The sequence below is a fragment of the Rhodococcus sp. K11/5 genome, from assembly GCF_055193735.1.
The window spans coordinates 988,748-1,014,532 of record NZ_CM143721.1; the positions used below are offsets into that span (position 1 = coordinate 988,748).

At 65.1% G+C, this 25,785-nt stretch carries 26 protein-coding genes and 1 pseudogene; 8 read left to right on the forward strand and 19 right to left on the reverse strand.

Features of this window, described 5'->3' with window-relative positions; genetic code table 11:
• Positions 1 to 9: 9 nt before the first annotated feature.
• From ACY466_RS04800 to ACY466_RS04865, 14 genes are all read right to left on the reverse strand, one after another.
• A complete protein-coding gene (locus ACY466_RS04800) occupies positions 10 to 1,650 on the reverse strand; it encodes a peptidoglycan DD-metalloendopeptidase family protein (protein ID WP_463250239.1) in 1,641 nt (546 codons plus the stop codon).
• Complete coding sequence (locus ACY466_RS04805; protein WP_463250241.1) at positions 1,647 to 1,970, reverse strand: transposase; 324 nt, start codon at positions 1,968 to 1,970, stop codon at positions 1,647 to 1,649. The genes ACY466_RS04800 and ACY466_RS04805 overlap by 4 nt, the downstream gene beginning before the upstream one ends.
• Complete coding sequence (locus ACY466_RS04810) at positions 1,970 to 3,787, reverse strand: ATP/GTP-binding protein (RefSeq protein WP_463250243.1); 1,818 nt, start codon at positions 3,785 to 3,787, stop codon at positions 1,970 to 1,972. The genes ACY466_RS04805 and ACY466_RS04810 overlap by 1 nt, the downstream gene beginning before the upstream one ends.
• 81 nt (positions 3,788 to 3,868) lie before the next feature.
• Positions 3,869 to 5,374, reverse strand: a complete 1,506-nt coding sequence (locus tag ACY466_RS04815; RefSeq protein WP_463250245.1) for an SCO6880 family protein — start codon at positions 5,372 to 5,374, stop codon at positions 3,869 to 3,871.
• Positions 5,371 to 6,939, reverse strand: a complete 1,569-nt coding sequence (locus ACY466_RS04820) for a hypothetical protein (RefSeq protein WP_463250246.1) — start codon at positions 6,937 to 6,939, stop codon at positions 5,371 to 5,373. The genes ACY466_RS04815 and ACY466_RS04820 overlap by 4 nt, the downstream gene beginning before the upstream one ends.
• Positions 6,927 to 7,763, reverse strand: coding sequence for a hypothetical protein (locus tag ACY466_RS04825; protein WP_463250248.1), 837 nt, complete (start codon positions 7,761 to 7,763; stop codon positions 6,927 to 6,929). The genes ACY466_RS04820 and ACY466_RS04825 overlap by 13 nt, the downstream gene beginning before the upstream one ends.
• Positions 7,760 to 8,398 carry a hypothetical protein gene (locus ACY466_RS04830; RefSeq protein WP_463250250.1) on the reverse strand — a complete coding sequence of 213 codons (639 nt, stop codon included), beginning with the start codon at positions 8,396 to 8,398 and terminating at the stop codon, positions 7,760 to 7,762. Before ACY466_RS04830 ends, ACY466_RS04825 begins: the two co-directional genes overlap by 4 nt.
• A gap of 49 nt (positions 8,399 to 8,447) precedes the next feature.
• On the reverse strand, positions 8,448 to 8,741 hold the full coding sequence (locus ACY466_RS04835; RefSeq protein WP_463250252.1) for a hypothetical protein: 294 nt from the start codon (positions 8,739 to 8,741) through the stop codon (positions 8,448 to 8,450).
• Entirely contained in the window at positions 8,738 to 8,947 is a 210-nt protein-coding gene (locus ACY466_RS04840; protein ID WP_463250253.1) for a hypothetical protein, read from the reverse strand. Before ACY466_RS04840 ends, ACY466_RS04835 begins: the two co-directional genes overlap by 4 nt.
• Positions 8,944 to 9,237 (reverse strand): hypothetical protein, encoded by a 294-nt coding sequence (locus ACY466_RS04845; RefSeq protein ID WP_463250255.1) that lies wholly within the window; start codon positions 9,235 to 9,237, stop codon positions 8,944 to 8,946. The genes ACY466_RS04840 and ACY466_RS04845 overlap by 4 nt, the downstream gene beginning before the upstream one ends.
• Before the next feature lie 38 nt (positions 9,238 to 9,275).
• The gene (locus tag ACY466_RS04850) at positions 9,276 to 9,911 is read right to left on the reverse strand and encodes a DUF6668 family protein (protein WP_463250257.1); all 636 of its coding nucleotides are present in this window, start codon (positions 9,909 to 9,911) and stop codon (positions 9,276 to 9,278) included.
• 32 nt (positions 9,912 to 9,943) lie between these two features.
• Positions 9,944 to 11,608, reverse strand: a complete 1,665-nt coding sequence (locus ACY466_RS04855) for a cutinase family protein (protein ID WP_463250259.1) — start codon at positions 11,606 to 11,608, stop codon at positions 9,944 to 9,946.
• A 53-nt stretch (positions 11,609 to 11,661) separates the two neighbouring features.
• A complete protein-coding gene (locus ACY466_RS04860) occupies positions 11,662 to 12,558 on the reverse strand; it encodes a hypothetical protein (protein WP_463250260.1) in 897 nt (298 codons plus the stop codon).
• Between the two features lie 88 nt (positions 12,559 to 12,646).
• Positions 12,647 to 13,819: a hypothetical protein gene (locus tag ACY466_RS04865; RefSeq protein ID WP_463250262.1), complete on the reverse strand. Its 1,173-nt coding sequence runs from the start codon at positions 13,817 to 13,819 to the stop codon at positions 12,647 to 12,649.
• 625 nt (positions 13,820 to 14,444) lie between these two features.
• On the opposite strand from ACY466_RS04865, the gene ACY466_RS04870 reads away from it, so the two are divergent.
• The 5 genes from ACY466_RS04870 to ACY466_RS04890 are packed head-to-tail and all read left to right on the forward strand — an operon-like array spanning position 14,445 to position 18,402.
• The gene (locus tag ACY466_RS04870; protein WP_463250264.1) at positions 14,445 to 14,942 is read left to right on the forward strand and encodes a hypothetical protein; all 498 of its coding nucleotides are present in this window, start codon (positions 14,445 to 14,447) and stop codon (positions 14,940 to 14,942) included.
• A 23-nt stretch (positions 14,943 to 14,965) separates the two neighbouring features.
• Entirely contained in the window at positions 14,966 to 15,364 is a 399-nt protein-coding gene (locus ACY466_RS04875; protein ID WP_463250266.1) for a hypothetical protein, read from the forward strand.
• Positions 15,365 to 15,410: 46 nt separating this feature from the next.
• Positions 15,411 to 15,872, forward strand: coding sequence for a hypothetical protein (locus tag ACY466_RS04880; RefSeq protein ID WP_463250268.1), 462 nt, complete (start codon positions 15,411 to 15,413; stop codon positions 15,870 to 15,872).
• Positions 15,869 to 17,005, forward strand: coding sequence for a DUF6545 domain-containing protein (locus tag ACY466_RS04885; protein ID WP_463250271.1), 1,137 nt, complete (start codon positions 15,869 to 15,871; stop codon positions 17,003 to 17,005). The genes ACY466_RS04880 and ACY466_RS04885 overlap by 4 nt, the downstream gene beginning before the upstream one ends.
• Positions 17,002 to 18,402 (forward strand): cytochrome P450, encoded by a 1,401-nt coding sequence (locus ACY466_RS04890; protein WP_463250272.1) that lies wholly within the window; start codon positions 17,002 to 17,004, stop codon positions 18,400 to 18,402. Before ACY466_RS04885 ends, ACY466_RS04890 begins: the two co-directional genes overlap by 4 nt.
• Before the next feature lie 263 nt (positions 18,403 to 18,665).
• Here ACY466_RS04890 and ACY466_RS04895 read toward each other — a convergent pair whose 3' ends face one another.
• Positions 18,666 to 20,507 carry a DUF262 domain-containing protein gene (locus ACY466_RS04895; RefSeq protein ID WP_463250275.1) on the reverse strand — a complete coding sequence of 614 codons (1,842 nt, stop codon included), beginning with the start codon at positions 20,505 to 20,507 and terminating at the stop codon, positions 18,666 to 18,668.
• A 417-nt stretch (positions 20,508 to 20,924) separates the two neighbouring features.
• Between ACY466_RS04895 and ACY466_RS04900 the strand changes: the two genes are divergently transcribed.
• The gene (locus tag ACY466_RS04900; protein WP_463250277.1) at positions 20,925 to 21,179 is read left to right on the forward strand and encodes a hypothetical protein; all 255 of its coding nucleotides are present in this window, start codon (positions 20,925 to 20,927) and stop codon (positions 21,177 to 21,179) included.
• 988 nt (positions 21,180 to 22,167) lie between these two features.
• Here the strand turns inward: ACY466_RS04900 and ACY466_RS04905 are convergent.
• Entirely contained in the window at positions 22,168 to 22,371 is a 204-nt protein-coding gene (locus ACY466_RS04905) for an HNH endonuclease (protein ID WP_463252134.1), read from the reverse strand.
• A gap of 117 nt (positions 22,372 to 22,488) precedes the next feature.
• Here ACY466_RS04905 and ACY466_RS04910 point away from each other — a divergent pair, with 117 nt between their 5' ends.
• On the forward strand, positions 22,489 to 23,193 hold the full coding sequence (locus ACY466_RS04910) for a hypothetical protein (protein ID WP_463252408.1): 705 nt from the start codon (positions 22,489 to 22,491) through the stop codon (positions 23,191 to 23,193).
• 97 nt (positions 23,194 to 23,290) lie between these two features.
• Here the strand turns inward: ACY466_RS04910 and ACY466_RS04915 are convergent.
• Positions 23,291 to 23,653: pseudogene (locus ACY466_RS04915) on the reverse strand (winged helix-turn-helix transcriptional regulator); the annotation flags it as partial.
• An 80-nt stretch (positions 23,654 to 23,733) separates the two neighbouring features.
• Here ACY466_RS04915 and ACY466_RS04920 point away from each other — a divergent pair.
• A complete protein-coding gene (locus tag ACY466_RS04920; protein ID WP_463250279.1) occupies positions 23,734 to 24,144 on the forward strand; it encodes a RidA family protein in 411 nt (136 codons plus the stop codon).
• Between the two features lie 68 nt (positions 24,145 to 24,212).
• On the opposite strand, the gene ACY466_RS04925 is transcribed toward ACY466_RS04920, so the two are convergent.
• Together ACY466_RS04925 and ACY466_RS04930 are read right to left on the reverse strand one after the other, a co-directional pair.
• Entirely contained in the window at positions 24,213 to 25,121 is a 909-nt protein-coding gene (locus tag ACY466_RS04925; RefSeq protein ID WP_463250281.1) for an ATP-grasp domain-containing protein, read from the reverse strand.
• Between the two features lie 72 nt (positions 25,122 to 25,193).
• Positions 25,194 to 25,784 carry a DUF1349 domain-containing protein gene (locus tag ACY466_RS04930; protein ID WP_463250283.1) on the reverse strand — a complete coding sequence of 197 codons (591 nt, stop codon included), beginning with the start codon at positions 25,782 to 25,784 and terminating at the stop codon, positions 25,194 to 25,196.
• Position 25,785 lies beyond the last annotated feature (1 nt).

Genomic DNA, 25,785 nt, shown 5'->3' on the forward strand with positions numbered 1-25,785 from the left:
CTTGGCGGGTCATCGGGCGAGGTCGTAGTCGCCGGCGGTGGCGGTGATGGTGGTGACGTAGTTCTGTGTCTCCGCATACGGCGGGATGCCGCCGAACTGCTGCACGGCTCCGGGTCCGGCGTTGTATCCGGCGAGCATCAGTTCGATGGGGTCTCCGGTGATGGATCCCGATTCGATTCCGGGGCGCAGGGTGTCGGCGACGGAGCAGTTGTAGCGTCCTTGCGCCATGACGGCGTCCCCGACGTCGTTGGGGTCACCCGCGCCGGCGGGTCCGGTGACGTTGCCGGTCTCGTCGACGGGGAACCCGTAGGACGCCCAGGTGGCGGGCATGAACTGTGTGTATCCCGCCGCCCCTGCGGGACTTGTGAGGCCCGGTGTGAATCCAGATTCTTGTTTGATCTGGGCGGCGAGCAAGGCCGGGGAAAGTTCGCGGCACTGCGCGGCCGAGAGAGCGAGCCACGGCTCGAACTCGGGCGGAACTTGTCCGGCGGCGAGGTCGGCGTGGTCGCCGATCCCCGCGCCGGGTGCGGTGGTGCAGGTGCCGTTGGCCTTCGGGGCCGATCCGGCCCCGCCCGGTGCGGAACCGTACGTTTGCCCGGGTGCGGGCGGTCCGTGGCCGATGGTGGTGACGTGGACGTGGTCGAAGTGGTTCTGGGTCGGTGATCCCCTGTCCTCCATGATGTTCGGTTCACCGTCGGAGGGGATGTACTGCTGTCGCCAGATCATGTACTCGATCTGCAACACCTCGCGGTTGGCCCAGAGATAGTCCTTCACCTGATCACCGAGTGCCTTGCCGTCCTCGGAGGACCAGTTGTCGATCATGATGTCCGCGGCCCGCCCGGACGGGTGATCCTGGGAAATCGGATCCGACGGCCGCCACCCGCCGATGGTGGTGATCTGCGGGAACTTCGCGTGGACCGCGCGGGCGACGCGGACCGTGTCGACCTGCCAGTGCTCTTCCGACCCCACCGACGCAGGCAGCGACGCCATCTCGGCGACTGCGCCGCCGGTCCCCACCGACCTGTCCGGAGCGTTCGGGACGCCCGGTGCCGCGGGTGCGGGTGTCGACCCGGGGGTGCCGCTGCCGGGTTCGGCCGCGGCGGCGACGTAGGGGGCAGGGTCTATGCCGCCGCCCTGCGTCCACCCGCCGGGGTGGTACTCGAAGTGCAGGTGCGCTCCGGTGGTGTCGCCGTTGTTGCCCTCGTTCGCGATGTGCTGACCGGCGGTCACCCGGTCCCCCACCTTGACGAGGACGCCGTCGGGGAACATGTGCCCGTAGACGGTGGAGACGACCTGGCCGCCGATGTTGTGGTCGAGGACGATCCACTGCCCGAACCCATTGGCCGCACCGGCTTGGGAGACGACACCGTCGGCGTAGGCGTAGATGGGTGTGCCGATCGGACCGGCGAGGTCGATGCCGTTGTGCTGCGTCCCCCACCGAGGCCCGAAGCCGCTGGTGAGCTGCGCTTCGCCGGTCTTCATGGGCTTGGCGAACGACCCGGCCGGGACACCCCCGGCTGACGGCACGGAGGTGCTGCGGCCGGGGAGGCAGTCGGTGGTGTCCTCGCGGACGCCGGTGGTCACGAACAGCACCACGAACAGGCAGAGCGCGAGCACCACCGACAGACCTATCGCGCCGCCCTTCTTCACAGCGCGGCCGCTCCGATCGACTGGGCTGCGAGCGAGCGGTGGGCTCGGGCAGCGAGGCGTTCGGTCAGGGTGCGGTTCTCCTGGCGCAGGCGTTCGCACTCCGCCTCGGCAGCGCGCAACTTCGCGGTCATCTCATCGGCAGCGGGCGAGCGCGGTGATCCGAACTCCGTCTTGATCCACCGCGCGACGGTGTTCTCGTGCGCCCCGATCGCTTTCGCGATCGCGGCGACGCACTCGGCGCGCGAGGCGTAGTTGTGCCGGGACTTGTCGTACTCCGCCAGCGCCCACGCCCGCGTCTGGGCGGTGTACCCGGCGCGCATCACGCTGCTCCGGCGAAGTACTCGGCGAAGCGGGCGTTTGTGTCGTGGACACCGGTCTCGATTTCGACGTCGGTGAGCACCGTCTGGATCGGGATGCCTGGGGTGTTGTCCTTGGCCACCTTGATGAGAAACTTCCCGCGCCCGACGGGAGCGCGGACGGTGCGCCGTTCGGATCCGCGGAGCGCGGCGCCGCGGGACCAGGAGGTGACCATGCCGGCTTCGGCGTCGGTGAACTTCAGCTCGCCGGAGAGTCGTTCGACCTCGCCCATCGGCAGGCCACCGCAGACGACCATGCCGGCTCGGTCGATGAACCCTTTGGCGGTCTTGATGTCCGACTCGGTGGGCAGCGTCTCGAGGTCGCGGCCGGTGTGGGTGATCATGAGAAGTCCGGTGGCGTCGGTGCGGTTGAGTCGGGTGATCTCGTTGACGCGGGCGACCATGCCGGGTCCCGCGCCGATGACCTGCCACAGCTCGTCGAGCGCCATCAGGAACAACCGTTGCCGGTCGAGTCCGGCGTCGGCGAGCAGGTGCGCCGCTTCGACGGTGCCGTAGGCGTCGGCCCAGCAGGAAAGCAGGACGGCTGCCTTGAGGGTGGTGTCGCCGCGGTCGAGGGAGGAGACGTCGATGCAGATCATGGGCGCGTCGAGGTCGATCGGTTCCGTGGTGTGGTCGGCGAAGATGTCGCCCAGCGGACCGGAGGTCAGTGCGCCGAGCGCCTGCATGAGTTCGGTGACGGCCTCGCGGTAGCTGGCGCGGTCGGTCTTGTAGGCGGCGTCGAGCATGGCGGGCGAGCCGGCGTCGATGCGTGCGTAGAGGTCTTTGAGCAGGGGCGGGTTCTCGTAGGAGAAGCCGCCGACGGAGTACAGCTCGCGCAGTGCGATTCCGATGATGGAGTTCTCGAATGCCTTCACCGAGTGGGTGTCGTAGCGGATGAGCTCCACGAGGGCGCAGACGGCGTTGATCTGGCGGGTCGTGATGGTGATGGTGGCGGTGTTGACCAGGTCGTCGAGTTCGGCGATCCGCTCCGGCGTCGTCTCCGCGTCGCGAGCGGCGATGGCTCGGACCACGGCCTGCCCGAGTGCCCCGGCGGCGAGAGGGTTGAGGTGTCCGCCGCCGTGCCCGAGGGTGATGACCTGGCCCCCGACCATGTGGGTGATCTTGACGTGTTCGCCCTTGATGTCGCCGGGGATGATCGCGGTCTGTCCCCAGCCGGTCGCACCGAGGAGGATCTTGCGGACGAGCGTCGACTTGCCCAGGCCGGGGAGGGACAGGACGAACATCGACGGATTGCCGATGAGTTTGTCGCGGAAGTAGGCGAACGGGTCGCAGGAGACGGCGTTGCCGGTGATGGCGTGCTGGCCGACGATGGTGCCCGACGACGGTGAGGCCGCGCCGATGGCCCAGGGGTTGAGTCCGCACATCTGCACTGACGTCGCTTCGTACTCGATGGGAGCGGGGACGGTGGACATGCGCCCGCCGCCGGGGCCCTTGTGCCCGCGGGTGCTGGAGGACAGCGCAGCACGCCACCAGGGGTCTTTCGCTGCCTCGTGAACGATCTGGTCGGCGTGGGGGTGCTCGTTACGCCACCGGGTCAGTCCCATGCCGCGGCGGGAGTATTTGGCGGGTTCCTCGGCGTCCCCGGTCGCAATGCGAGCGGCGAGGTCCGCGTAGTCGGTGGTGCCGATGATCCACCGCACGACCGCGCCCGGCTCCGTCGTAGCGTCGTCCTCGTCATGCGGGTCGGCGCCGTCGTGTGGGCGGGTGTCGCGGCGGGGGTGGTCGTGGCCGCGTCCGGTGCGCTCATCGGTGATCGTCATCGTCGTCTTTCTCGTCGCGGGGTGTGGGCGGTGACGCGGACAGGGTCGGCCGCCCTATCAGCGCTAGCTGTGCGCGCTGTGCTAGCTGCGGCGGACCAGGATCGACGTGGAGATCTGGTCGGGCAGCAGCACACCGATACCGAGGCCGGCGGCGAACGCTGCGTCCTGGAAGGCGAACGATCGCCGTAACCGCAGGCGGGAGCGTGCGGCCAACGATTCGGTGACGGCGGCCGCGTTCGCGATCTCGTCGACGGAGCCGACGGTGATGGTGAGCAGCGCCGAGTAGCGCTCGTATCCGGCTCCGGAGACCATCTCGCGGCGCGCCTGTTCGGCGATCTCGCGGCGCTTCTCGGAGCCGGCGGAGGTGATCTTGTTGCCGCGTGAGTTGATCGCGTGCAGTGCGTCTCGGTACTGCTTGTCGACCTTCTTGGCCGCGTCGCCTGCTGTGTACGGGCGGTAGATGAGCGTGAGGCGTTTGCGGGGGAGGTCGTCGTGCGGCTGGAGGAGCGGTTTGAGGACGGTGTCGGTGAATACCGATTCGGGCGGGGCGGCCATCTCCCAGACGACGGAGACGCCGCCGTCGTGGCGGTAGTGCGCCCATTCGGTTCTGGCGCGGCCGGGGCCGGCGTCGTCCCAGTCGACGCCGTGGTCGAGTCCTGAGAGTTCGAGTTCCTCGAAGTCGTTCTCGGTGGAGGGGTTGTAGGAGCGGTGTACGGCCGCGGTGATCTCGGCGGCGGTCATCGGTTGCGCGTCGATTCCGGCTCCGCTGAGCGATTCGTACAGGTCGGGTAGGCGTCGGGCTAGTTCGGTCGCCATCTCCTCCGGGTCCTTCTGCCGCTCGCGGGTCGTGGCGCGGAAGGTGATGGACAGTCGCGCGAGGGTGCGGTGGCGTCCCGACGGCATCCGGACGGCGGACTGTTCGATGAACGCGGCCGCCAGGGGCGGTGCGGTGGGGACGAGTTCGTGTTCGGCGCGGCGGGCCAGGCGTAGGCCGGTCGCGGGAATGTTCTCGACCACCACGACTGCGCCGACGATGTCACCGGGGAGGCCGAGGTCGGCGAGGTAGACGCCCCAGTCGGCGGTGTAGAGGTCCTTGTCGCGTTGGATGATCGCCTCGTCGCCGCCCGGCAGTGCGTCGAACACGACGGTGTAGCGGTGATCGTCCGGGTTGTGGATCATGCCGAATTCGTTGCCGTGTCGGTCGATTCCGATGTAGACCTTGGTGCGGGCGAGGAGGCCGGGCAGCTTGTAGCGCCCGCCGGGGATCCGTGAGTGCGGTCCGGCGTGGTACTCGGTGGACTTGTCGATGTGCTTGCGCCACTGCCACTGCATGGTGAGTTGTCCGCTCTCGTAGAGGGTGCGGCCGTTCGGCGCGAACACCAGGGGGGTGAGGATGAGAGCGCCGATTCCCATCAATGCCAGGCCCACGACGACGTGCACGAAGATCAGGACCGCGAAGGAGATGGCGAAGAAGCCTGCGCCGTAGCCGATGATCTTGGTCGGCAACCCGAAGGCGAAGGTCGACTGCGGCCGGTTTCCGGCGGAGTAGATGGGTGGCTCGTACGGGGCTTCGAGTTGTGCGCTCATCGCTGAATCCGTCCGTGGTAGTTGCCGACTGCGCCTTCTGCGGCGGAGCCGAGGCTGCTCGATGCCGATCCGGCTGCGCGTCCGACGGTTCCGGCGGCTCGAAGTGCGCCGGCCGCGCCGCGCATCGTCGCCGAGGCACCTGCCCTGCCGGCGCCGGCGGCGGTGGACCCGGCTCGTCGCGCCGCGCCCATCGGTCCGGACGACGCGCCTGCGTGGGAGGGGCTGGATCCGCCGGTGTAGCGGCCTTGCAGTCCGGTGGCGGGGCGTGCGCCGGTCCCGGCTGCTCCGGAGGCCCCACCAGCTCCGCCTGCTCCGGATCCGGCGGCGGTCTTGGCGGCTGCTCCGAGTGCGCGGGATGCGGCCATACCGCCGGCTCCCATTGCTGCGCCGCCGGCTGCGCCGAGCATGCCCACCTCGCGGCCACCTGCGGAGATGGATTCTGCTGCGGGAGCGACGATCTTGATCAGTGTCGGGAGGGAGAACCCGATGACGGCGAGGAGGATCGAGCCGATGATGACGGTCGCGATCTGGTCGTCCGCCGAGGCGGAGGACGCCCAGAACGCGAACAGGTACAACAGGGTCGCGACCGGCTTGAACAGCAGAGCGCCGAGGGTGAAGGCGATCATCGACTTGTAGGAGCTGCGGCCGGTTCCGGTGGCGGAGGCGGCCGCGGCGATCGGGATGACGGCGACGACGACGCACAGCACCGCTTCACGGATCAGCAGGGCGATGAGCTGCGCGACGGAGCCGAGGAAAGCGAATCCGGCGCAGGCGAGCGCGAGGATCGGGCCGAGACCGGTCTTGTCGTCGAACGCGGTGATGGCGGTGATCTTCTCGTCGAGGTTGCCGCCGACGAACATCTCCAGTGCGTAGGACGAAGCGATGTCTCCGCCCTGATGGAACATCAGCACCAGGATCGGCAACAGCGAGACCGTGATGACGGTGCGGACCAGCATGGTCGCGGTCTCGGTGGCGCCTTCCATCACCGCTTGCTTGCGGGCGACGGCGAGTTTGGTCATGGCGATGACGATCGAGGCGAACAAGGCGACGACGGTGAACCCGGAGATGATGTTGCGTAGTCCGGACATGGCGTTCTCGGCGGCCAACCCCGGTATGCCGGAGGACATCCAGAACGTCATGACGGCGCGGAATGCCTGCGTGTTGCCTTCCAGGACCGACTTGGCGAAGTCGCCGACCGGGTCGCCCCAGAACGTCGAGGCGGCCGAGAACACAGCAGTGGAGAAGGCATCGCCCGGGTGAGCTGTGAGGGCGGAGTCCAGGCACAGGACCTCGTCCGCGATGTCACCTATTGCTGTGCCGTCCAGTGCGTCGTTGAGCCACCCGTCGGAGAGCACTTCGGATCCATTGGCCTCGCACTCGCGGCGTGCGACCTGGAAGCCGTTCCCGTCCGCTGCTGGGTTGATCTGCTCGCTGAGATTGGGTGCGGGGGTGGGTGTGTCCTGTGCGTGAGCGAGTCCGGCCGCGCCGATGACGGAGAGCAACGACATCAGCACAATCACCACGGCGCGTGCGGCGGTGGCCGCGGTGCGGGTCACAGTGCCCACCGGGTGAATCCGTCGAGCGAGTTGTACGGGCCGCCGGTGACGGTTCCGTCGAGTTTGCTGACCTTCCAGGTGCCGTCGTCCCAGGCCATGTTGAAGCGCATTCCGGTGTAGATCGGGCTCGGCATCCTTTGGCCCGAGTCGTCGACGTCGCGGATGACGGCGAGCTCGACGACGGCGAAATTGTCGGTGCAGGAGAGGATCTTGAAGGCCATGGGCGCTCGTAGCGCGACTGTGTCGGTGTTGACCGGTTTGGCGAGTTCAGCGGCTTTCTTCTCCGGCCCGGCGATGTCCTCGTCGGGCACGAGGGTGAGCTTTTCGGTGCTCTCCACGGCGACGGGTCCGCCCGCGAGCCCGCGGGGGAGGAAGTTGGCCGCGGCGAGAGCTGCGCCCTGCGGGGTGCGCGTGTAGCCGGCCAGGACCAGTCCGTCGATGTACGAGGGCCCGTCGGTCTCGGAGTAGAGGGTGGAGACACCGAAGTTGCGCTGAATCATCATCGACTCGGGAGAGGTGACAGGGCGGCCGTCATCGGTGCACTCGACCCGAGGCCCGGTCGGTTCGCGTTGCGGCAGCGGTTGACCCGCAGGGTTGTTCGGGACCATCACCGTGCGACCGGAGAGATCGGCGTCGGGGACGCCGAATCCTTCCTGCCCGTTGTTCGAGCCCTGCGGGGCCTGGCCGGTGGGTTCTGTGGTCGGCGAAGCAGGCGTGGCGGCCGTGGGCGGCTGGTCGTCGTCTCCGGGGACGATGAAGACGAGCACCCCGATGATGGCGATGACGACGATCGCTGCGACGCCGATCGCTGCGGTGCGGAGGCGGCGGCTCATGCCGTGCGCTCCAGCGTGGTGTAGCCGTCGAGGGAGTCGAGCTCGACCGCGTCGATGTTCTCGGCGGAGGTCGGCAGGACGATGCGCCAGTCGTTGCCGACCCATTGCAGGGCGACGGGGTAGGCGTAGAGCTGGTCGTCGGTGCCGATTGTTTGTGCCACCGACACTGCGGCCGAGAGCGGATCGCCCTGGTAGTCGGTGATCTCGAAGGCCACGAAGGTCGGCGCGGACGCGGAGGGCACCGATCCGGACACGGTGACCGCAGCTCGCGCCGCCGCGAACTCGTCGCGGCCGGCTCCGGGTGCGGTGACGGTGTTGACCACCTGCGGCCATGAGCGGTCGTCGGCGACCGCGAGTGCGGTCTGGCCGTTGATGGCCGCCAGCACCGCTCCTTGCGGGGTCTTCGAGTACCCGCTGCGGTTGACCGATGTTCCCGCTTGCGGTCCGTCGACCCTGGAGGTGGGAACCGATACCCCTGCGATCTCGCGCCAGGTCAGTTCGACCGGGGCGGAGGTGAGGTCCGGTGCCGGAACCTCCGGTGTTGTCGGTGCCGCATCGTCGCTCGAGCCGCACGCAGCGAGGACGAGGACTGTCGCCGCTGCTGCGGCGATCAGGAGTGGGCGCGGGACGGTCATCAGGTGATGCCTTTCGGTCGAATGGTCACTGTTCGTTGCGGTTTCGGGCTCAGGCGAGGACGGCTTGGGCGATGCCGGAGGCGGAGCCGATGATGGCGGCGCAGATCAGGATGCGCATGAGAGTGGCGTCCTCGACCATCTGCGTGCCGGTGGACTTGCGCTGGTTGACGAACACCGCCCCGCACACCATCAGTGCCGCGATGCAGGTGACGATCGAGAACCAGAGCAGCCACGACAGGCCGGTCATGATCGGCTGCCACACTTCTGCCGGCCAGTCCACCGGTCCGGTCGGTGGCTGCGCGAGGAACGGAACCCCTGTGTCGGTGGCGATCGCGGCGCTCATGCGTACAGCCGTGGGGAGAGCAGTTTCAACACGATGAAGGTGCCTGTTCCGACAACGGCGAGGTCGAGGATCGAGACCACGGGTCGCGGATCGTTTCGGCAGGTGACCTTGTCGGACGCGATCATGATGCTGCCGGCCAGCACACCGATGGTGGCGATGATCGGCACGAGCCAGAGTGCCCAGTGCAACTGGGTCTGGGTGCTCACAGGACGAGCATGTTCACGAGGCCGGCGGCTCCCCCGATCACGATGGATCCGAACAGTCCTCCGACGAGCTTGCCGGTGGCGTTGCCCTGACCGCCGCCGGTGATCTTCTCGTAGGCGAGCATCGCGCCGCAGATCATGATTCCGGCGACGGCGGCGATGATGCAGCCCCACATCAGCCAGGACAGCAGCGTCAGGATCTTGTCGCCGGTCGGTCCGGACGGCGGAGTGGGATCGACGTCGCCGATGTTCTGCGCGAGGAACATCGTGGACGTGGTGAGTGTGGTGGCCATGAATGGTTCTCCTTCGGTGGTGGTGCGGTGTAGTGGGGTCAGCGGCCCGCGGCGACGCGTGCGGCGGTGAAGACGGCCCGTCCGATCACGGCGAGATCGGGGTGCGGTGTGTTCGTCGACGGTGGGGTGGCGCGCATCCGTCCGGGTGGGGGTGGGTCGGGTTCGGTGGGTGACCAGCTCGCCAGCTCGCTCTGGCTGTGTGTGCGCAGGTCCTCGATGTAGGGGATCCGCCACACGGCCGGGGCTGCGGAGGCCACGACATCGGCGCGCCTGCGCAGAGTCTTCGGCAGTGGCCCTGGTGCGTCGGGGACCAGCGCGAGGCCGAGCAGCGTGCAGCCGCCGGTCAGACCCGCCGCCGACTGCAGGAGCAGGTCGTGCGCGGCGTCCAGGGCGTCGCGGTCGGTGCGGGAGACCACCACGACGCCCCGGTGCCGGTCGGCGGCGGGCCACCCTCGTTGCGCGTCGCCTGCGGGTGCCCAGATGCGGGCGAGTGTGCCTGCGCCGGAGCGTCCGTGAGCAGCGAGGAGCCACATCACGGGCGGGCGGCCGTGAACCGAGAGCGGTTCGTCGTGGATCGGCGCGCGGCGAGAGGGCGGAGGAACCCGCAGTCCGGCCGGGGTGATCTGTTCGTCGTCTCGGTAGTAGTCACGGTGCTCTGCTGGTTGTGCGGCCATGTCGGGCGCACCTCCTTCTCCGGCGTTCTCGGTCACCGAGTGGTGGTCGGCGAGGCGGTGGTGGGTGCGGCGGTGGCCACGCGCGTAGTCGTCGTGGTCGCGGTGGATGTCGATCCGCCGGCGGTGTTGGTTGCGGCGAGGATGCTTCCGGCGCTGCGGACGGTCTCGCTCGTGCCGAACAGTGCCGCGCCCTGTTCGATCACGGCTCCGACCTTGTCCGCGAGGGTCTGGTCGCCGGTGAGGTCGGCGGCGAGCGCGACGATCCAGCGGACGGTCAGCTCGACGGGTGTCTCTCCGCGAGATCCGACCGGAACACTGTCGTAGGAGCCGTGTTTGGTGGCCGTGTTCCAGTACGAGGTGTCCGTGACGAGCTGTGCGAGGCCGGCGTTCTCGTCGATGGTGTTGCTGACTTCGGTGAAGGCGACGTTGACGGCGGAGTCGATGGTGGCCGGGGGAACGAGCTTGACCGCTGAGGTGGCGACCTTCGTTGCCAGGAGGCCGAGGGCTGCGGGCGGGTTCGTCAGGCCCACCGTGGCGAGTTGGCCGATGGTCTCGGGGGTGATGACGTCCTTGGCGACGGTGATCGCGGCTCCGATGGCCATTCCGGCGATCTTGGTGACCGCGCCGACAGCTTCGTCGACCATCTCGTCCGTCGAGGTCGTCGAGGGATCGGAGTACTTCGCCATCTTCGACAGGACGGTCTCGGGGGCCGCGTTGACCTCGAATCGTCCGGCCTTGGAGTCGAAGTCGATGTTGTCGTTGACGACGGAGGCCCCGGTCATCAGGGCGGTGCGTCCGACAGCGGTGGAGACGTCGGTGAGGATGCGGACGGGGTCTCGGGTGTCCATCGAGGACTGACCTGCGATGGAGGCGACGAGTTTTGCGGCTGGTGCGTCGACGGGGGTGTCGCACGCGAGGTCGCCGGCGGTGCAGTAGGACGCGACGCGGTCGCTGACTGCTCCGAAGTCGCTGATCTTCGGCGTGGGCGCGATGCCGCCACCTGCGGGTGGTGCGGCAGCCACGGCGGGAGCGAGTGTCACGGTGTCGACTGCGGCGCCGTCGGTTCCGGGCGCTGGTGCCGGTGCGGTCTCTCCACTGGCGATGACGTTTTCGCCTTCGGCGCGGGTCGGGTCGGAGAACAGCGCCGCTCCCGCGAACTGGTCTGCGTCGATCGGTCCGGTTCCCGCGCCGATCGCGCGGGTGACCTTCGACGCGACCTCGCCGCCCTGGGAATAGCCGGAGAGAAAGACCTTGGTGCCGGGGCAGCGGGCCGCTATCTCGGAAATCATGTTCTGGGTGTTCTCGACGCCGATGTCGACCGACTGGGCATAGGGGACGGTCGACCGGTCCCCCGGCTTGCCACCGAAGCTCGCCGGATAGGGGACGTAGCTGCGGTCGAGCGCGGGTCCCTCACCGGAGTTCGCGTCGCGCATCGCCGGGACGGTGAGCCGGGAGAAGAACCCGGAATCGGTCTCGGGTGAGGAGTTCTCGTCGATCTCGGTGGTGCCCGGCACGACCACCAGGTGCAGGGCCGGGCAATCACCGTTGGATGCTCGCGTGGTGGTGGTCGCGGATGCGGGCGGGCTGGGTGTGGTGATCGGCTGCGCGGCCGCGACTCCGCCGGCGGAGGCCACGATGGTCACCGCTGCGGTGGCTGCGAGGAGGCGGCGGGCCTGCTCGGCGAGGATTGTGTGCACGGCTTCCCTTTCCATTGGGGGTTCTGGTTGATGTGTCTGGTCGTGGGTGCCGGTCAGCGGGGGACGATCGCGGTGATGAGCGTCTGCCCGTCCTGTTGCTCGGTGGTGGTGATCCGTTGGCGGCTCATTCGTCCGTCGATGCCGGGCCCGCGTTCGACGACGGTGACGTCGTAGATGCCCGCGTCGACGGGATTTGCCAGCACGCAGAACTCGATCTCTGGTTCGAGCTGGTCGATGCCCTGTTGGAGACGCTGGGCGGACGCCATGACCGCGTCCGGCGCGCCAGCCGCTCGTGCGGCGGCTCCGTCGCGGTCGAAGTAGAACGCTTTCTCGAAGCGCCAGATCGCCGCTGCGCCAGGGTCGGCGCTGCTGTCGGTGACCGGGTCGCCGTCTGCCTGGCCCGTGCACCAGGTGACGTCGGCGGCCGCGGCCCCGGCTGCTGCGGGGGCGGCCGAAGTCGGGGCGGCGGTCGTGGTGACGATCTCGTCGAGGGCCATCACTTCCGGGACCTGCGTGTCGTCGGTCGTTCCCGTGAGCAGGACCCCCGCACCGGTGATCACGCCGGCCAGGACCGCGAGAGCGCCGGTGACGGCGACAGCGGAGCGGTGGCGCTTCCACCAGGACCGCGTCGGCTGTGGTGTGTCGCGTGGTCCCTGAGCGCGCAGTACCGAGGTCTGCGTGTCGAAGGAGCCACTTGGGTCTGTTGGCGACCCGGTGGGGGCGTGGTGGGGATCGTGAAGCTCGTTGTGGTCACCCGCAACCGTCTCGCCGTCGCTGTCGACGAACCATGAGTCGTGGTCGTCGTGGTCGGCGGCGATGGGTTCGTGGTCGGCCAGAACACTCAGTCGGCGACTCGGTGCGGCCGGGGCTGTGGCGACGGTGACGGCGGTGTCGTCGAACCAGTCGTCGGACCCGTCGTGGGTGTCGGTGGTGCGGTCTCGAGGTGCCACAACAGGCCTTTCCGAGGTCGATGCGGTGAGGAGGTCGAACGTCTTGGTGCAGCCCCGGCGAACTGGTGGGTGGGGCTGCACCAGTGCGTCAGATCGCGGGGTTCAGAGCGGCCAGGGCGCCGTTCAAAGCAGCAGCACCCTGGTCGAGCAGCGGGGCGTTGTCGGCGATCACGGTCTCGACCGCGGTCAATACGTCCGCGCCGCCGGGCACGTCGGTGACTGCCTGGCGGGCCTGCTCGACGTAGGCAGGGGCCGTGTCGACGACCTGCTGGACGTCCTGCGGCGGCGTCCACACCGGAGACGTCGGGGCGAGGATCGCTGCCTCGGGTGCGGGTGCGGGTGCGGGAGCAGGGGCGGGCTCGGTAATGGTGATCTGCTCCCCGCCGAGCGCGGTCGCACCGATGGTGCCGCCGATGGCGCCGCCGATACCGGCGCCGACGACGGCCGCGGGGATACCGAGTGACGCCGCGCCGGTTCCGGCGCCGATGGCCGCGCCGAGCCCGGGTCCGAAGACCCACCCGACACCGGGAGCCCACCAGGTGAACGGCACTGTTGCCGAACCGATCCCGAGTCCAACAAGTCCGCCGCCGACCGCGCCGACGACAGTAGCGGGCACACCGAGCGCGGCGGCGCCAACAGCACCGCCCACGACGATGCCCGTCGCCGCACCGGCGGCGGTGCGGTCGGCCTGCGGTGCGTCGACAAGGCCGGCGTTCACCAGGGCGTTGGCGCCATCCGCCTGCAGGGCGGAGGCGGAGTTGTTGAACTGCTCGGCGAAGCGCGCGTCCACCCAATCGGGTCGGGCGATGGCTTGGCTGCCGATGAGGATGGTGCCCTCGGGTGCGTCGACCGGGGCGATGACCTTGCGGTCGACGGTGGGAACAGGAGGTGGCTCCGGCGGCGCGCTCGGTGCCGGGGGTCCGACCTGTGGGGCCGGCTGCACGAGAGGTGCTGTGTAGTAGGTGGTCTGGACGGTGGAGGGCTGCTGGCGACCGGACCGATAGTCGTCATAACTGCGCCACCGCGACTGCTGCACCTGCGGCGACGGAGTGAACCCGGGCAGGAACTCGCGCTGCGGGGTCGGTGCCGGGGGAGGCGTGGCGTCGGTGGTGTTCTGCTGGGCGGTGTCGGGTGCAGTGACGAAATCCTGGGGAGCAGCATCTGCGACGCCCTGGCCCAGGGCGAACACCAGAGTCAGAGGAACCAGTGCACGAGCTGCGCGTCGGCAGTCCCTCCGGCGGTGATTGCCATGTGTTGCCACTTTTTCCGTCCTTTCACATCGATGGTGGTTGAACAACCACGTTCGGGTCGCACGTTCGGGCCGGAAATTGAGGGTCGACCTCCGGACCGCCCGGCTGCACCCGAAGGTGATCAGTCGTTGTTCGGGGTTGTTCGATCAGCGATCGGATGAGGGGCACGCCAGCGCGCGACGACAATTCCCTCTTCGGACCATGCCTCGTGCCAGTTGTCCGTGTGATCGGTCGCTGAGCAGCGGAATCGTTCCCCGGTGATCACGTCGAATACTGATTCCCGGCACTCGTACTGGTCTGCGCGATTGCGTATCCGTGTGTCCTGCATGTGCCCCCCGCCAGTGCATGTGTACCAACGAGTTAAGCATATAAAGCAAAATAAAAATAGATAAAGCAAGACAAATTCAGTGGGCACGGTGCTTGTGTGCATCTCCATGCTGGTCAGAGACTTTTTTCTTTCCTTGCTCCTCGGCAACATCACGGCCTAGGGTTCCGAACGTGGACGGTCCTGGACGATTGGCTGAGTACGCGTGGAAACGCCGTACGGAGCTAGGCCTGTCGCGCCCCCAGGTTCGCGACAGAGGTGGCCCTTCAGTACCGACCCTGAAGGACATCGAAGAGGGAAGCAGTCGAACGGTGGCCGCTACGACCCTCGGAAAATTGGACACAGGCCTGGGCTGGGAGCCGGGAAGCGCGGCCGATGTCGTCCGAGGTGGCGAGCCGCGACTGCGGTCGCGTCAGTTCTCCGATGCGTCGCTCGGTCCAAACGCTGTCGTGGTGTCGGTGCAGGTGGTTCTCGATCTGCTCGCAATCTCCCGTGAGATGGAGGCGGTTGCGCGTCAGCACAGCGATCTCGCAGATTTGACCGACCTCTCGCGGCAACTGGCAGTAGCGATGCGCCCGATCTACGGCGAGTACGTCACAAGATTGTTCGAGGACAGCAAACGCCAGAACGGTTCTCTATCGCCGGTCTTCGAAATGTTCGGTCAGTTGTTGGACGAGCCGATCGATTCGCTCGACGACGCCGAACACGAGGAACGTCTGTACCGGCGTTGGTTGGCGGGTCGAGACATCGAAGCAGACGATGCCGTGCTGACGCGATTTCGAGAGCGTTTCGACAGGGGGCGGAAATGACAGACCAACGAGAGTCGTGCGCGGTGTCGATCCCGGATCGTATCGACCTCTTGTTCAGAGTGTGGCGTACCGACGACGGCCGCGAGCGCAGCCACCGAGCGGTTGCAGATGCAATGACGGCGACGGGGATCGTTCGGGTGAGCGCCGAAGACGTCGAAGATCTTCGATCGGGTCGTCGCACGGCTTCCCCGGCATTACTGACAGCGTTCACCGAGGTATTTCCGTCGAGCCGCGATTATCTTCTGGACGAAACGAAAGCGGCCGCCGTCCACGCGCAGCTGTTGTTGCTGGAAGAGTTAGTGACAGGCGGTGTCAACAGGATTCGCCTTCGCGGAGGGCAACTCGCCGCGGAGCCAGCAATGTTGACGTCGTTGCTCCAAAAACTCCGACGACGGCGTGAACAGAGCTCGAGTATCACCTAGTTTCGTGTGAATTCCTGGGGGGGAAATGGCATTTTCAGGACAGAGTGTGGTCACGGCCGCACGGTCGATAGCGCACATCGTTCCGAATCCATGGAATCGCGACGAGTTTCTCGACGCCTTGGCTGGATTTCGAGGAAGACCGATAACGCTGACATCGATCGAGGCGGTGCCGCTCCCCGGGCTTCCGTGCGGTTTGTGGTTGGCCTTCTCCGATCACGACGAAATCGTGTGTCACAGGAGTACGTCGGAGTATCAGATCGATCAGACGATTCTTCATGAGGTCGGCCACATGCTTCTCGGTCATGGCGGGTCGCCTTCGGCCGATCTGTCACTGGCGACGATCTTGCCCGATATCGATCTTCGTGCTGTTCGGTCGGTGATGAAGCGGTCGAACTTCGACGACGATCAGGAGGGCGAGGCCGAGACTTTCGCTGACCTCTTGATGTCGGCAATGGTGTCGCGATACCGACGTTCCAGTGCGATGGACGACTTCATGGGGTTGACATGACCTCATCTGTTCCGACGATGGTGACGCTGGTGGTGCTGCTCATGAGCGTGACGGTGCTCGTCGGGCGAATGTCACTGCTGAGAGGTACGACGGCGTGCCGGCTCGTGAACCTCGCTCTCGTATTCGGTGTGATGTCCGGTCTTGCGCGTGAGAGACCAGTGCAAATCGTCATCGTAGACGCAAGCAGCGGCATCTTGGAGGTAGCTCTACTGGAGCAGATCGGAACGGTCGCTCTGGTTGTTGCCTTGGCGCCGCTCATTGCGATCGCGGCACGATGGCACCACGCCGGTTGGCGAACTTCCTCCACTGCAGGGTTGATCGGGGCCGCACTCCTCAGTGGGGGCGTGATGCTTGCCGTCGGCTCGGAAGCGCGCGGAGTCGGCGAATACATCGACGTTCTTCCTGGTTGGCGAACCGGTGTGTATTTCGTTGTCTTCTTCGTCTGGGCTGCTCTTATGCCGCTCATGTATCTGCGCGTGTCGATTCGTGAGCTGCGGCGCGGTCAACTGAGTCGACAGGTCGCGCTGACGTTCGTGCTCTTCGTCGTATTGACGTTATGGGGCTTTGAGGAGGCACTATCGATCCTCTGCATGGGACTGCTGGCGTCGACCGGCTACGCACCCGGCTTCGTGGCGGCGCGTGTCGAGATGAACGAGTTCAGCTTCACCTACCTTCTGGCCGTGGCCGTGGTGTGTGCGGCGTTGCCCTTGTGGCGACGTGCTGCTGAGTTGCTGGAGGTGGACAGATGGTCACGGTCCAGCCGCTTGCTCACTCCGATGTGGTCCGAATTGGTGCTCACGTGCCCGGAGGTCGTGCTCCCGCGGTTCTCCTCACCAGGACCCCAACAACGGGTGCACCGCATGTGCGTCGAAATTCGCGACGCGTTGAGCCTTCTGGGCCGATACCTCGGCGACGAATCGGACTGGGGGGCCGTCAACAACCGATCTCGTGCTCAGTTGATCTCGCGTGCGGCCCAGCGGAAGCGGTCAGACGCCGTACCGGGGTCCTTCAGGCGGGTCCCGATCAGCCAATCTGCCGATCTGGGCGGGGAGGTCGCCGCACTGTCTGCTCTGGGCCGCCACTGGCCTCCCGCTGACACAGCGGTTCTCGGTAACGAAGGGACGCGACCATGACCGGAACCGCCGATGCCGCGCGTATTTCCGCTGCCGACCGGGTGCTTCCGCATCCACCGCGGCGGCTGCCGCTGCTCGGAGACGTCGTCGATCTGCACGTGTCGGAGTCGAGCCAGTGGGCGATGCGCGACGCGCAGAGGTACGGTCCGATTTACGAGCGCAACGTGTTCGGCACTCGGGTGACGTACGTGTCCGGTCCCGAGCAGGTCGCTGCCGTGAACGACGAAACGGTGTGGGCGAAGTTCCTCGGTGTGCCACTGCGCAACCTGAGATCCGTCGCGCAGGACGGACTGTTCACCGCCTACAACTCCGAGCCGGCGTGGGCGTCGGCGCACCAGGTTCTGACGCCGGCGTTCACCCAGGCGTCGATACGCCGCTACCACGACGCCATGGTCGGCAACACCGCGAAGCTCCTCTCGTACTGGGAGGACGCCGGTCCCGACACCTGGCACAACGCGGCGGCGGACATGAACAAATTGACGTTGTCGATCATCGGTGACGCGGCGTTCGGGCACGACTTCCATCCGTTCGACGGGCGCCCACCGCACGAGCTGGTCGTCAGGATTTCCCGCGCGTTGAAGTACATCAACCGCGCGGCGTACTCGCACCCTGCGATCGAGGCGACCGTGTTCCGGGGTGCGCGGCGTCAGCACCGCGAGGACGTGGCGGTGGCTCGCGAGTTGGTGGACACGATCGTCGCCGAGCGCCGCCGCCGGGGAGCGGCGGGGTCCGGTGATCTGCTCGATCTGATGCTCGGCGCCGGGGACGGCGCACCGGATCACCGGCTCTCGGACAGCAACATTCGCAATCAGATCCTGACGTTCCTGGTGGCGGGTCAGGAAACCTCCGCCGGGGTGTTGGCGTTCGCACTGCACTTTTTGTCGTTGCACCCTGCGGTGGTGAGGCGGATCCGCGAGGAGGTGGCGGTGATCTGCCCGGACGGGGTGATCGACTTCGACGACGTCGGAAGGTTGCGGTACCTGCGGCGGGTGGTGGAGGAGACGATGCGGTTGTGGCCGGTGGCGCCCGGATATTTCCGGAAAGCGCGTGAGGACACGATGGTCGGTGAGCATCCGTTCGAGAAGGGGGAGTGGGTGTTCGTGGTGCTGTTGCAGCTGCACCGTGACCCGGCGTGGGGGAGCGATGCGGGGTCCTTCGACCCCGATCGATTCGAGCGCTCACGGGTGCCGGCGAATCTGGCGAACCTCTACAAGCCGTTCGGGACAGGGCTGCGCGCCTGCATCGGGAGGCAGTTCGCGTACCACGAGATCCTGGTGGCCCTGGCGATGATCGTGAACCGGGTGAATGTGGTGCCCCGACCGGGGTACGAGCTGGAGGTCGAGGAGACGATCACCCTCAAGCCGAGAGGTTTGAGGCTGCAGGTGCGGCCGCGTTGATCGGCACGCCCGATGAGGGCGGGTTGCTCGATGATCGTGCTCACAGCATCGACTCTGGCTTCTTTCACTCGCGCTCGGCACCTTCGGCCTCTTGGGTGTGGCCTCGCCCCTTGGCGATGAGATCGGCTCAATACATGCGTCCGTCGACAGCAGATCGACCGCGACTTTCGGTTCATGTTTGTGACCGGAAGGGGAGGTGTGGCCTCGATTGAGCGGCGACTTCGACTTGCGCCGACAGGTTGGCGGTTGACTGCGCGAGTCGGTCAGTCGTCGTTGCCCTCGGCGAGTTCCTCATCAAGGTCCGGTGCGCTAGTCGACGTCGCGACCGTACCGGTTGTCTGGGGGTCGAGCATGTCGTGGATACGGGTGACCAGTAGCTGTCGTCGCCTCTCGAAGAAGTCTGTGAACTCGCCGACGGTATGCGGAAGTGTTGCTGGTAGTGCGTGGCGGGCGAGGTATGCACTGCGGTCATCTGGTGATGGGTATTCCGTGGCCATCCAGTCATCGGGTGCTTTCGCTGACTTGCCGATGTTTTCCAGTCCGGGCAGGAGTTGCAGATTGGGCAAACAATCTCGCAGCGCAACTAGATTGTCGATCTGATCGGTAGTGAACTCCTTCGTGCCGTCGGGGGCTTGTCGTCGCCGTAGCTTGGGTCGGTCGAGCTGAGACGCTGGGAACACGTGATCGACATGGAACTGGTTACGGGTGTCGATGTGCGGGAACAGGGCCGCGAGAACGGCAAAGGTTCGCGGCCGACCGTATTGCAGTCCGGCTATGTCGTCGATGAGTGCATCGGTGATGGCCAGTGGTTTACCGCGGTGCGACATCGTCTGCTCGATCGCGCTTACCGGAAACTTCGACTGCCCATGGAGTCGTATGACCTCGCGCAGATCGCGCAGCAAGGTGTCGAGGCCCGATCCCCACACGCCGCGCACGATCAGCGACCGAAGTACCCATGATCGCAGAGCCTGCCGGTCCTCCCGTGTCTTTGGCGATTGGCGGTAGGTGTGGTCAAGTTTCCGCTGGTGCACGTAGTAGGCGACGGGAACCAATACACTGTCGGCGGTAAGAGAGCCCCCGGAGAGTCCAAAGTCGCTGAGTAGGCCGACTGCGACGTGCAGCGAGGTGCTCATCGCATCCCACCCCGCCTCTAGCTTCGCCATATTTGCTGTGGTGAAGTTTTTTACTTTGAACCCGATGTCGCCGACGTCTGCGAGTACGAGGCCGGCCTTCAGGACGGTGTCACGGGAGAAGTTGAAACCGTTGCCCGTTTGATTGAGTGCGTCGACAAGCTTGTGGACCGCTGCCCGGGCGTCGCCGTCCCACTGAGCGGTCGCAATGGACAACAACAAGTCGCTGTAGGAGAGCACCGTGCCGCCGGAATTGACACGAACGAAGATGTCGAGGACACGTTCGATGTCCTGGTCATCCTCTTCGTAGAAATGCAGGCTGGCTGTCTTGTGAACCTGGTCCCAAAGTTTGCTGACCAGCGAAGAAGCAACCAGGTCGTTGCCGACCTCGTACTTTGCCAGTACCTGTAGCAGTGTCGAAGTTTCCGATGCCTCGAATATCTCGCTGACCGGTAGCCACTTCTTCGTGACGTCATCAACGGCCGCATCGACGTCGCCGGACGTCAAAAACTGGAAGTGGTATTTGAGTCCGAGTTCGTTCTCGGGGGCTTCACCGGCCAAATTCAGATGTAAGCGGCGCTCAGGGTATGACCAGGGCTTGTTCGCCCATCCGCCGTGGTTCTTGTACGCATACGAACCGCGCAGCCCGATGTTAAGTGACGTCAACCGCTGCTGGCCATCGAGGATTGCAACGATCTCCCTATCGTTCGGAATGTCGATCACAGGGTTGTGTCGCTTGTCAAAAGCGCTATAGTCCCTCATGAAACCGTAAAACTTGAATGAATTGATCGTCTCCGGCAACACCTTCCATGAGGGGAAACTGCCCACCGGGTAGCCGCGCATGACGGAGTCGAAAACCCGAATGACCTGCGATGGTTTCCACACATACTCTCGCTGAATTGCCGGCAGGATGAGTCTGTGCCCTTGAATTTCCCTCAGTGCAGCAGCGATCGACATCGGCTCCTTGTGTCCCATGCCGCGACCCTAGTCGTTGTAGTCGGTGCTGGGCGAGGTTGCTGTCGAGGCGTTGCTGGCAGGCATGCGTGGTCATTGACTGCTCCTCTTGAGTACCGCCCGACGGGGAAGCTCGACAGCGGCGTTGCCGTGCGTTGGAGGGCCTGAAGGTCGAGGTGGTGCCGTGAGCGACCGCGTTCCTCCGCCTCGCATGACGAGTTCGCGGTTGACCCCGATGTGTCAGTCAGGGGATGTGGATGCACGGGACTTCCCCACTCCGGCTGACGCATTGGATCGACTGGATCAGGCCGCGTGTGCGGGGTGATTGATCGTCTCAAACTCGATCGGAGGTTGCCGAGGCGCCGTTGGCGGCTTTTAGTCGGATAGGGCCGAGCACATTCACTCACGCTGTCTCTGAAACGATGTCATAATCTGGGTATGCATCCAGACATCTTCTTTCAGCTCAGCATTGGTGGTGAATTGGTTGGCGCCTTCGAAGGCCGTGCAAGCGGTGGCAGGTTTCATGGCGAGATTGCACTGGCGGACCGTATGTCCCCGTTCGACGATGGCGAGGGACATCGGGTGAACATCGACGTGGCGTACCCGCCGGGTTCTGACCCTTTCACTGTGGTTGCCTACGCGCTGGAATCATGGCGTAAGGAAGCATCGCATCTCCGGGGTTGGCCGTTGTGAGCCATCGCCCCTGGGTCAGGACGCAAATATCGGACCACCGCTACAGGGAGGCCGAGCACCCATTGCAGCAAGCCGGAAATGCGGAGCCCGGGCGTTCGATGGGGGAGCTGGCGTGTCGCCGCGCACTTGATCATGTGGTTTGCGGCCGCCGATCAAGACACGTCGGAGTGCGTTCTCATTGGGGCTAAGCCGAGCTCCTCGAATGCAGTGCACCCGATCCTTCTGTGCTGATTAGAGAGTCAAACGTGACCATCGAAGCTGCCAGAACATTTCACTTGGAGCCGACAGAATCGCGACAAAACCCAAAGGAAGGGTCTCCATCATGCATGAACCATTGACCGGTTGGCTACGGTTAACCGGAGCCCAGGGGTCCGACAGCTATACGAAACGTGTCTTTCATGCGGTTGAGTCGTGTGCAAATCCTCACGGGCAGCGAGGGTCCGTAGTTTCAACTCGAAAAGGTTCAAAGGTAGTGACTTGGATAGAGGGCCCACTTGCGTTCTCGGAAGTCTGGAATACCAGGCCTCTGACGATATGCAAGTGTGCGGGACCCCAAACCAGATCTTCGTACAGCGACCGCCGCCCATGGGGGGAAGTTTCGGCCGGATCTCAAGGGACAGGTCGACGCCGGTAGATCAACCGGGCAGATCTCGAAGGTACGCAGGCAGTCTATTTTCGAGTCGATGGACGAGCCGCAACCCAAAAACTTTGCTGGGCAACATCCGCGAGAAGCGATAAGTTCTTGTAAGGGTGTAGGACGACGGATTTAGCCTCCTGAAACCGACCCAACAGCAACTACGCTACTCTTCTTGCTATTGACGTCCGAGAGTATTTCGGCAATAGCGAGGATTTTTAGCGTTCACTCTATTGGGTTAGGAGAATGGGCTGGTGCGCGCCAGGCTGCGGGGGTATCACCCATGCCGCTACGGCCTCACGGTAGTGATCGCATAGTGCTTGGACTCTCGGGCCGGCTTTGACGATGGTCCCACTAAGGCTTCGGTAGTAACTCGTATGGTTCGAGCGATGGACATACGACGACTTTCATCGTTTCCGGATCGATTGCGATCAGGCCCCGGTCGAACAGTTGGTGAATGTCCGACAGCAGCAGAATTCCTTCAGTGGGATCGTGGGATTCGTGGACGGCGAACGCGCGGAGATGAGCTGCCTCGATTGCTACTTCTGGGCAGGGCACTGTGATTGCGCATGCCAGACCGTCTCTCTGAAGTAAGATGCGCCTAAAATTTTTCTGGCCGTTCCGGACCTTTACCAACGACTCTCGGCGGCCGCCCGTCGGTATGGTTGTTCTGGCGTGCGCGATGGGTACCGATATGGCGATGCTGTCCAGCAGCGCGGTAAGCCCTTCCGAATCGCACGTGCGAATTGCATTTTGCTGCGCTTTGTCGAGAATTCGCTTGAGCGGCTCGTACGGAATAGCCCCATCGAGCGATTGCCATACGGCGCCATAGCTTGCTACAAAAAATGTGACGTCGTCGTTTTGATTCAACGTGGCATCGAATTCGAGCCGACAGTCTGGATGTCGGCAGAGAAAGGCTTGTTTGCCGGTTTTACCGATGTTCTTGCGAGCGACGAAGCCTGTTCGCTTGCTGCCGCCCTACGCAACCAGTGTGAGTCGGTGATCGACGTCTTCGGCGAACACCGCATAGGTGCGCTGATTACGCTGGGCCTGATTCATCAGACTCAGCGTCCGCAGCTGCGCGAGGTGGCGACGACTGTGAGTTGCGCATTTCGTGACTGCCGCGATCTGGCGTTAACCGGTGCTGGCCTTGCCGCAAGTGTCAGCGATTTGGTGGGTACGGCACAGGAGTTCGGTGTCACGAGAGTGTCACAAGTTGGGACGGACGGAGGTGGACCGGAGCGGCCGTTGATGGACGAATCTGCAGTTCAGAACGCCTTTAGTGAGTCCAGATGTATCCACCTGATCGGGTCGTCGAAGCCTTGTAAGCGAAAGGTCGTCAGTTCAATCCTGACAGGAGGCTCCATGAGGCGGCTCTGACCAGCATAAGTGCTGAGAAATAGTCTGATCCGGCCTGTCGTTTCACAACTTCGGCATGCGAATCGCACGTCCGTCCCGGCGTCAGGGGTCCCCCCCCAGCGTCGAACCGAGCACGGGCTTTCTCGATGTCCGGCATCTGCGCGTTCGCCCATTCCAGGATGACGTCGATCGGGGGACGCAGGGTCTTCCCCAGGGGCGTGATGCGGTACTCCACAGCGACCGGGCGCGAACTGAGCAACTCCCTCTCGACTATCCCGTTGCGCTCGAGTTTTCGCAGTGTCGCAGTCAGTGACTTCTGAGTGACCGACGGGATTGCACGCCGTAGGCCGTTGAACCGGGCAGGGCCGTCGCACAGTTCGTTCAGGACGGCCAGCGACCACTTGTCGAGCACCTGATCGAGCAGCTCGCGATGTGGGGCGCTGATGGTGAGCTCGACCGGTGTGCTGGGGGTATCGGTCATGAAACCTCGTTCCGTTGAAGTGACCTTCGTAGACCAGGTATCAGTTGTATACCTGCTCGAACTCTTGAAGGAGAACTTCGATGTCCGTCGCGTACTCGACGCCCGAAGGCATGACGCAACCCACCCCGTATCACCACGTGTCGGTCGGGACGGGGACTCGGCACGTGCACGTCAGCGGCCAGGTCGCCCGACTCGGGGACGGCACTCCCGTCGCCCCGCGTGATCTGGCCGGTCAGGTGTCACAAGCGTTGCGCAACACCGCACGAGGCCTCGCCGGGGCCGGCGCCACCTTCGCCGACGTTCTGCGGTTGACCTTCTACGTCACCGACTGGTCGCCCGAGAAGATCACGCAATTCATGGCCGGCATCGACGATGTCGCTGGGGAAATCGGGCTACCGCTTCCCATGCCGCCCGCATCGCTGATCGGCGTCGACTACTTGTTCGAGCCCGACGTGCTCGTCGAGGTCGAAGCCACCGCCATCCTGGACTGATAAGCGACGACCGGGTAGGTAGCGTCGAAGCCATGCGCGAGGGAAACGGGAGGAGTCAGTCTTTCTCGTCAGCCGATGGACGGATCCTTGCCGCGACTTGCCGATCGATTCGGTCTCGATGAACCGTTGATCATCGAGTCGATACTTGCGGCCAGATGGGCGACGAACACGTCTCGTGTCGCGTCGGAGACTCGGTCGAGCGACAGATAGGGGTTCAGATCCTCGAGCTCGACGAGAAGCAGGTCGCCCGCACTGGTGCGACACGCGTCGACGCGTTGAATCCCGTGTCTCAAGTCGTTCCAGTCGACGAACTGTCGAGCGAAATCCAGATCGGCTCGCGTCGATTCGTAGGGTTCCAGATCCCATCGTCGGCTGGGGTCCGGCGCATAGAGGGCGTATTCGAATGTGTCGCCGATGAAGTAGAAGGACACCTCGTAGTCGAAGTCGATTCGGGGTTGGATGAGAATGTCGTCCTCGTTCAAGTCAGCGAGTTCGTCGTCGTGGACGAATCGAAGACCGACCGAGTCCGCGCCGAATTTGGGCTTGACCACATATTCGACGGCTTCGGGAAGGCGTGCCACATCGGCGGCGCGATCGACGGTGGGAATGACCGGATACCCGTCGGCGAACAGCTCCACCAGGTACTGCTTCCCGGCCATGTCGGCTTTGCCGCTCATCTCGGAGAGCACCAGGGTCTGCTGTGCCGCAGCAGATGCCTTGAAAGCATCGTGGTCCTGTTGGTAATAGATCGCCGGGCCGGTGTTTCGCACGAGGACAGCGTCGAAAGAGTTCATGAACTTCGAGGCATCCGAGGGGTGGCACAGCGCTATGTCGACGTGTTCTCGGAGCCGCGCCGACAGGTAGATGTCCTCATCGCAGTAGCGGCGCCCGCGTGCTTCGTACGCCAGGTCGGTGACGTAGAGGACCCGGTTTCGGGCAGATGGGGTCGAGGAGGGGGTCTGAGCCTGGTCGTTCACCCCAACAGTGTCGCAAAGAGATGGCCGCCCGGACTGCTGTACAGCGCTCGTCGGGATCCGTGGGGAACAGGCTTACGGGTCCGGATGCAATGCGGTGTCGGCCGGGGCGCTGCGCCACGCTGTGAAGTGGACGGTGAGGTCGGCGTGTGTCGGTGCGCAGCAGTAAGGGCCCGCCGACACGGCAGCGTCCGGATCCAGGGGTGCGACTCGGACGAGTTGCCAGGGGTCGTCCTCGACCCGGGCGCGTACGGTCAGCGCGTTGCCGGACCGGCTGCCACGGATTGTCACCAGACGCCCGGTCCACTCATCCACCGGGCGTAACGACCAGTCGGAGCTGCCTCGAGTCACCACAGCTCCCAAGCTGCATTCTCCGTCGCTGACCTCGACGCCCGCTTTGGTCCACGAGGTGTCGTCGACCTTGACGAAAATGCCGGCCTGGTCGAACTGACGGACGAAGTCGAGGCGGAACTGCACCTCGACCGCGGTCTCCGGCGGCAGGGGTGCCAGCAGAGCATGTTCTGACGCGTGGACGAAACCGTAGGAGGTCGTGCGCCACGCGTCGCTGCCCTCGCGGGCGGTGACGCGCATCCCGTCGTCGTCGACTGCTACGTGAACGGGGTCGTTCGTCCAGGTCCCTGTTGTCCAGGCGATCGTGTGAGGCATG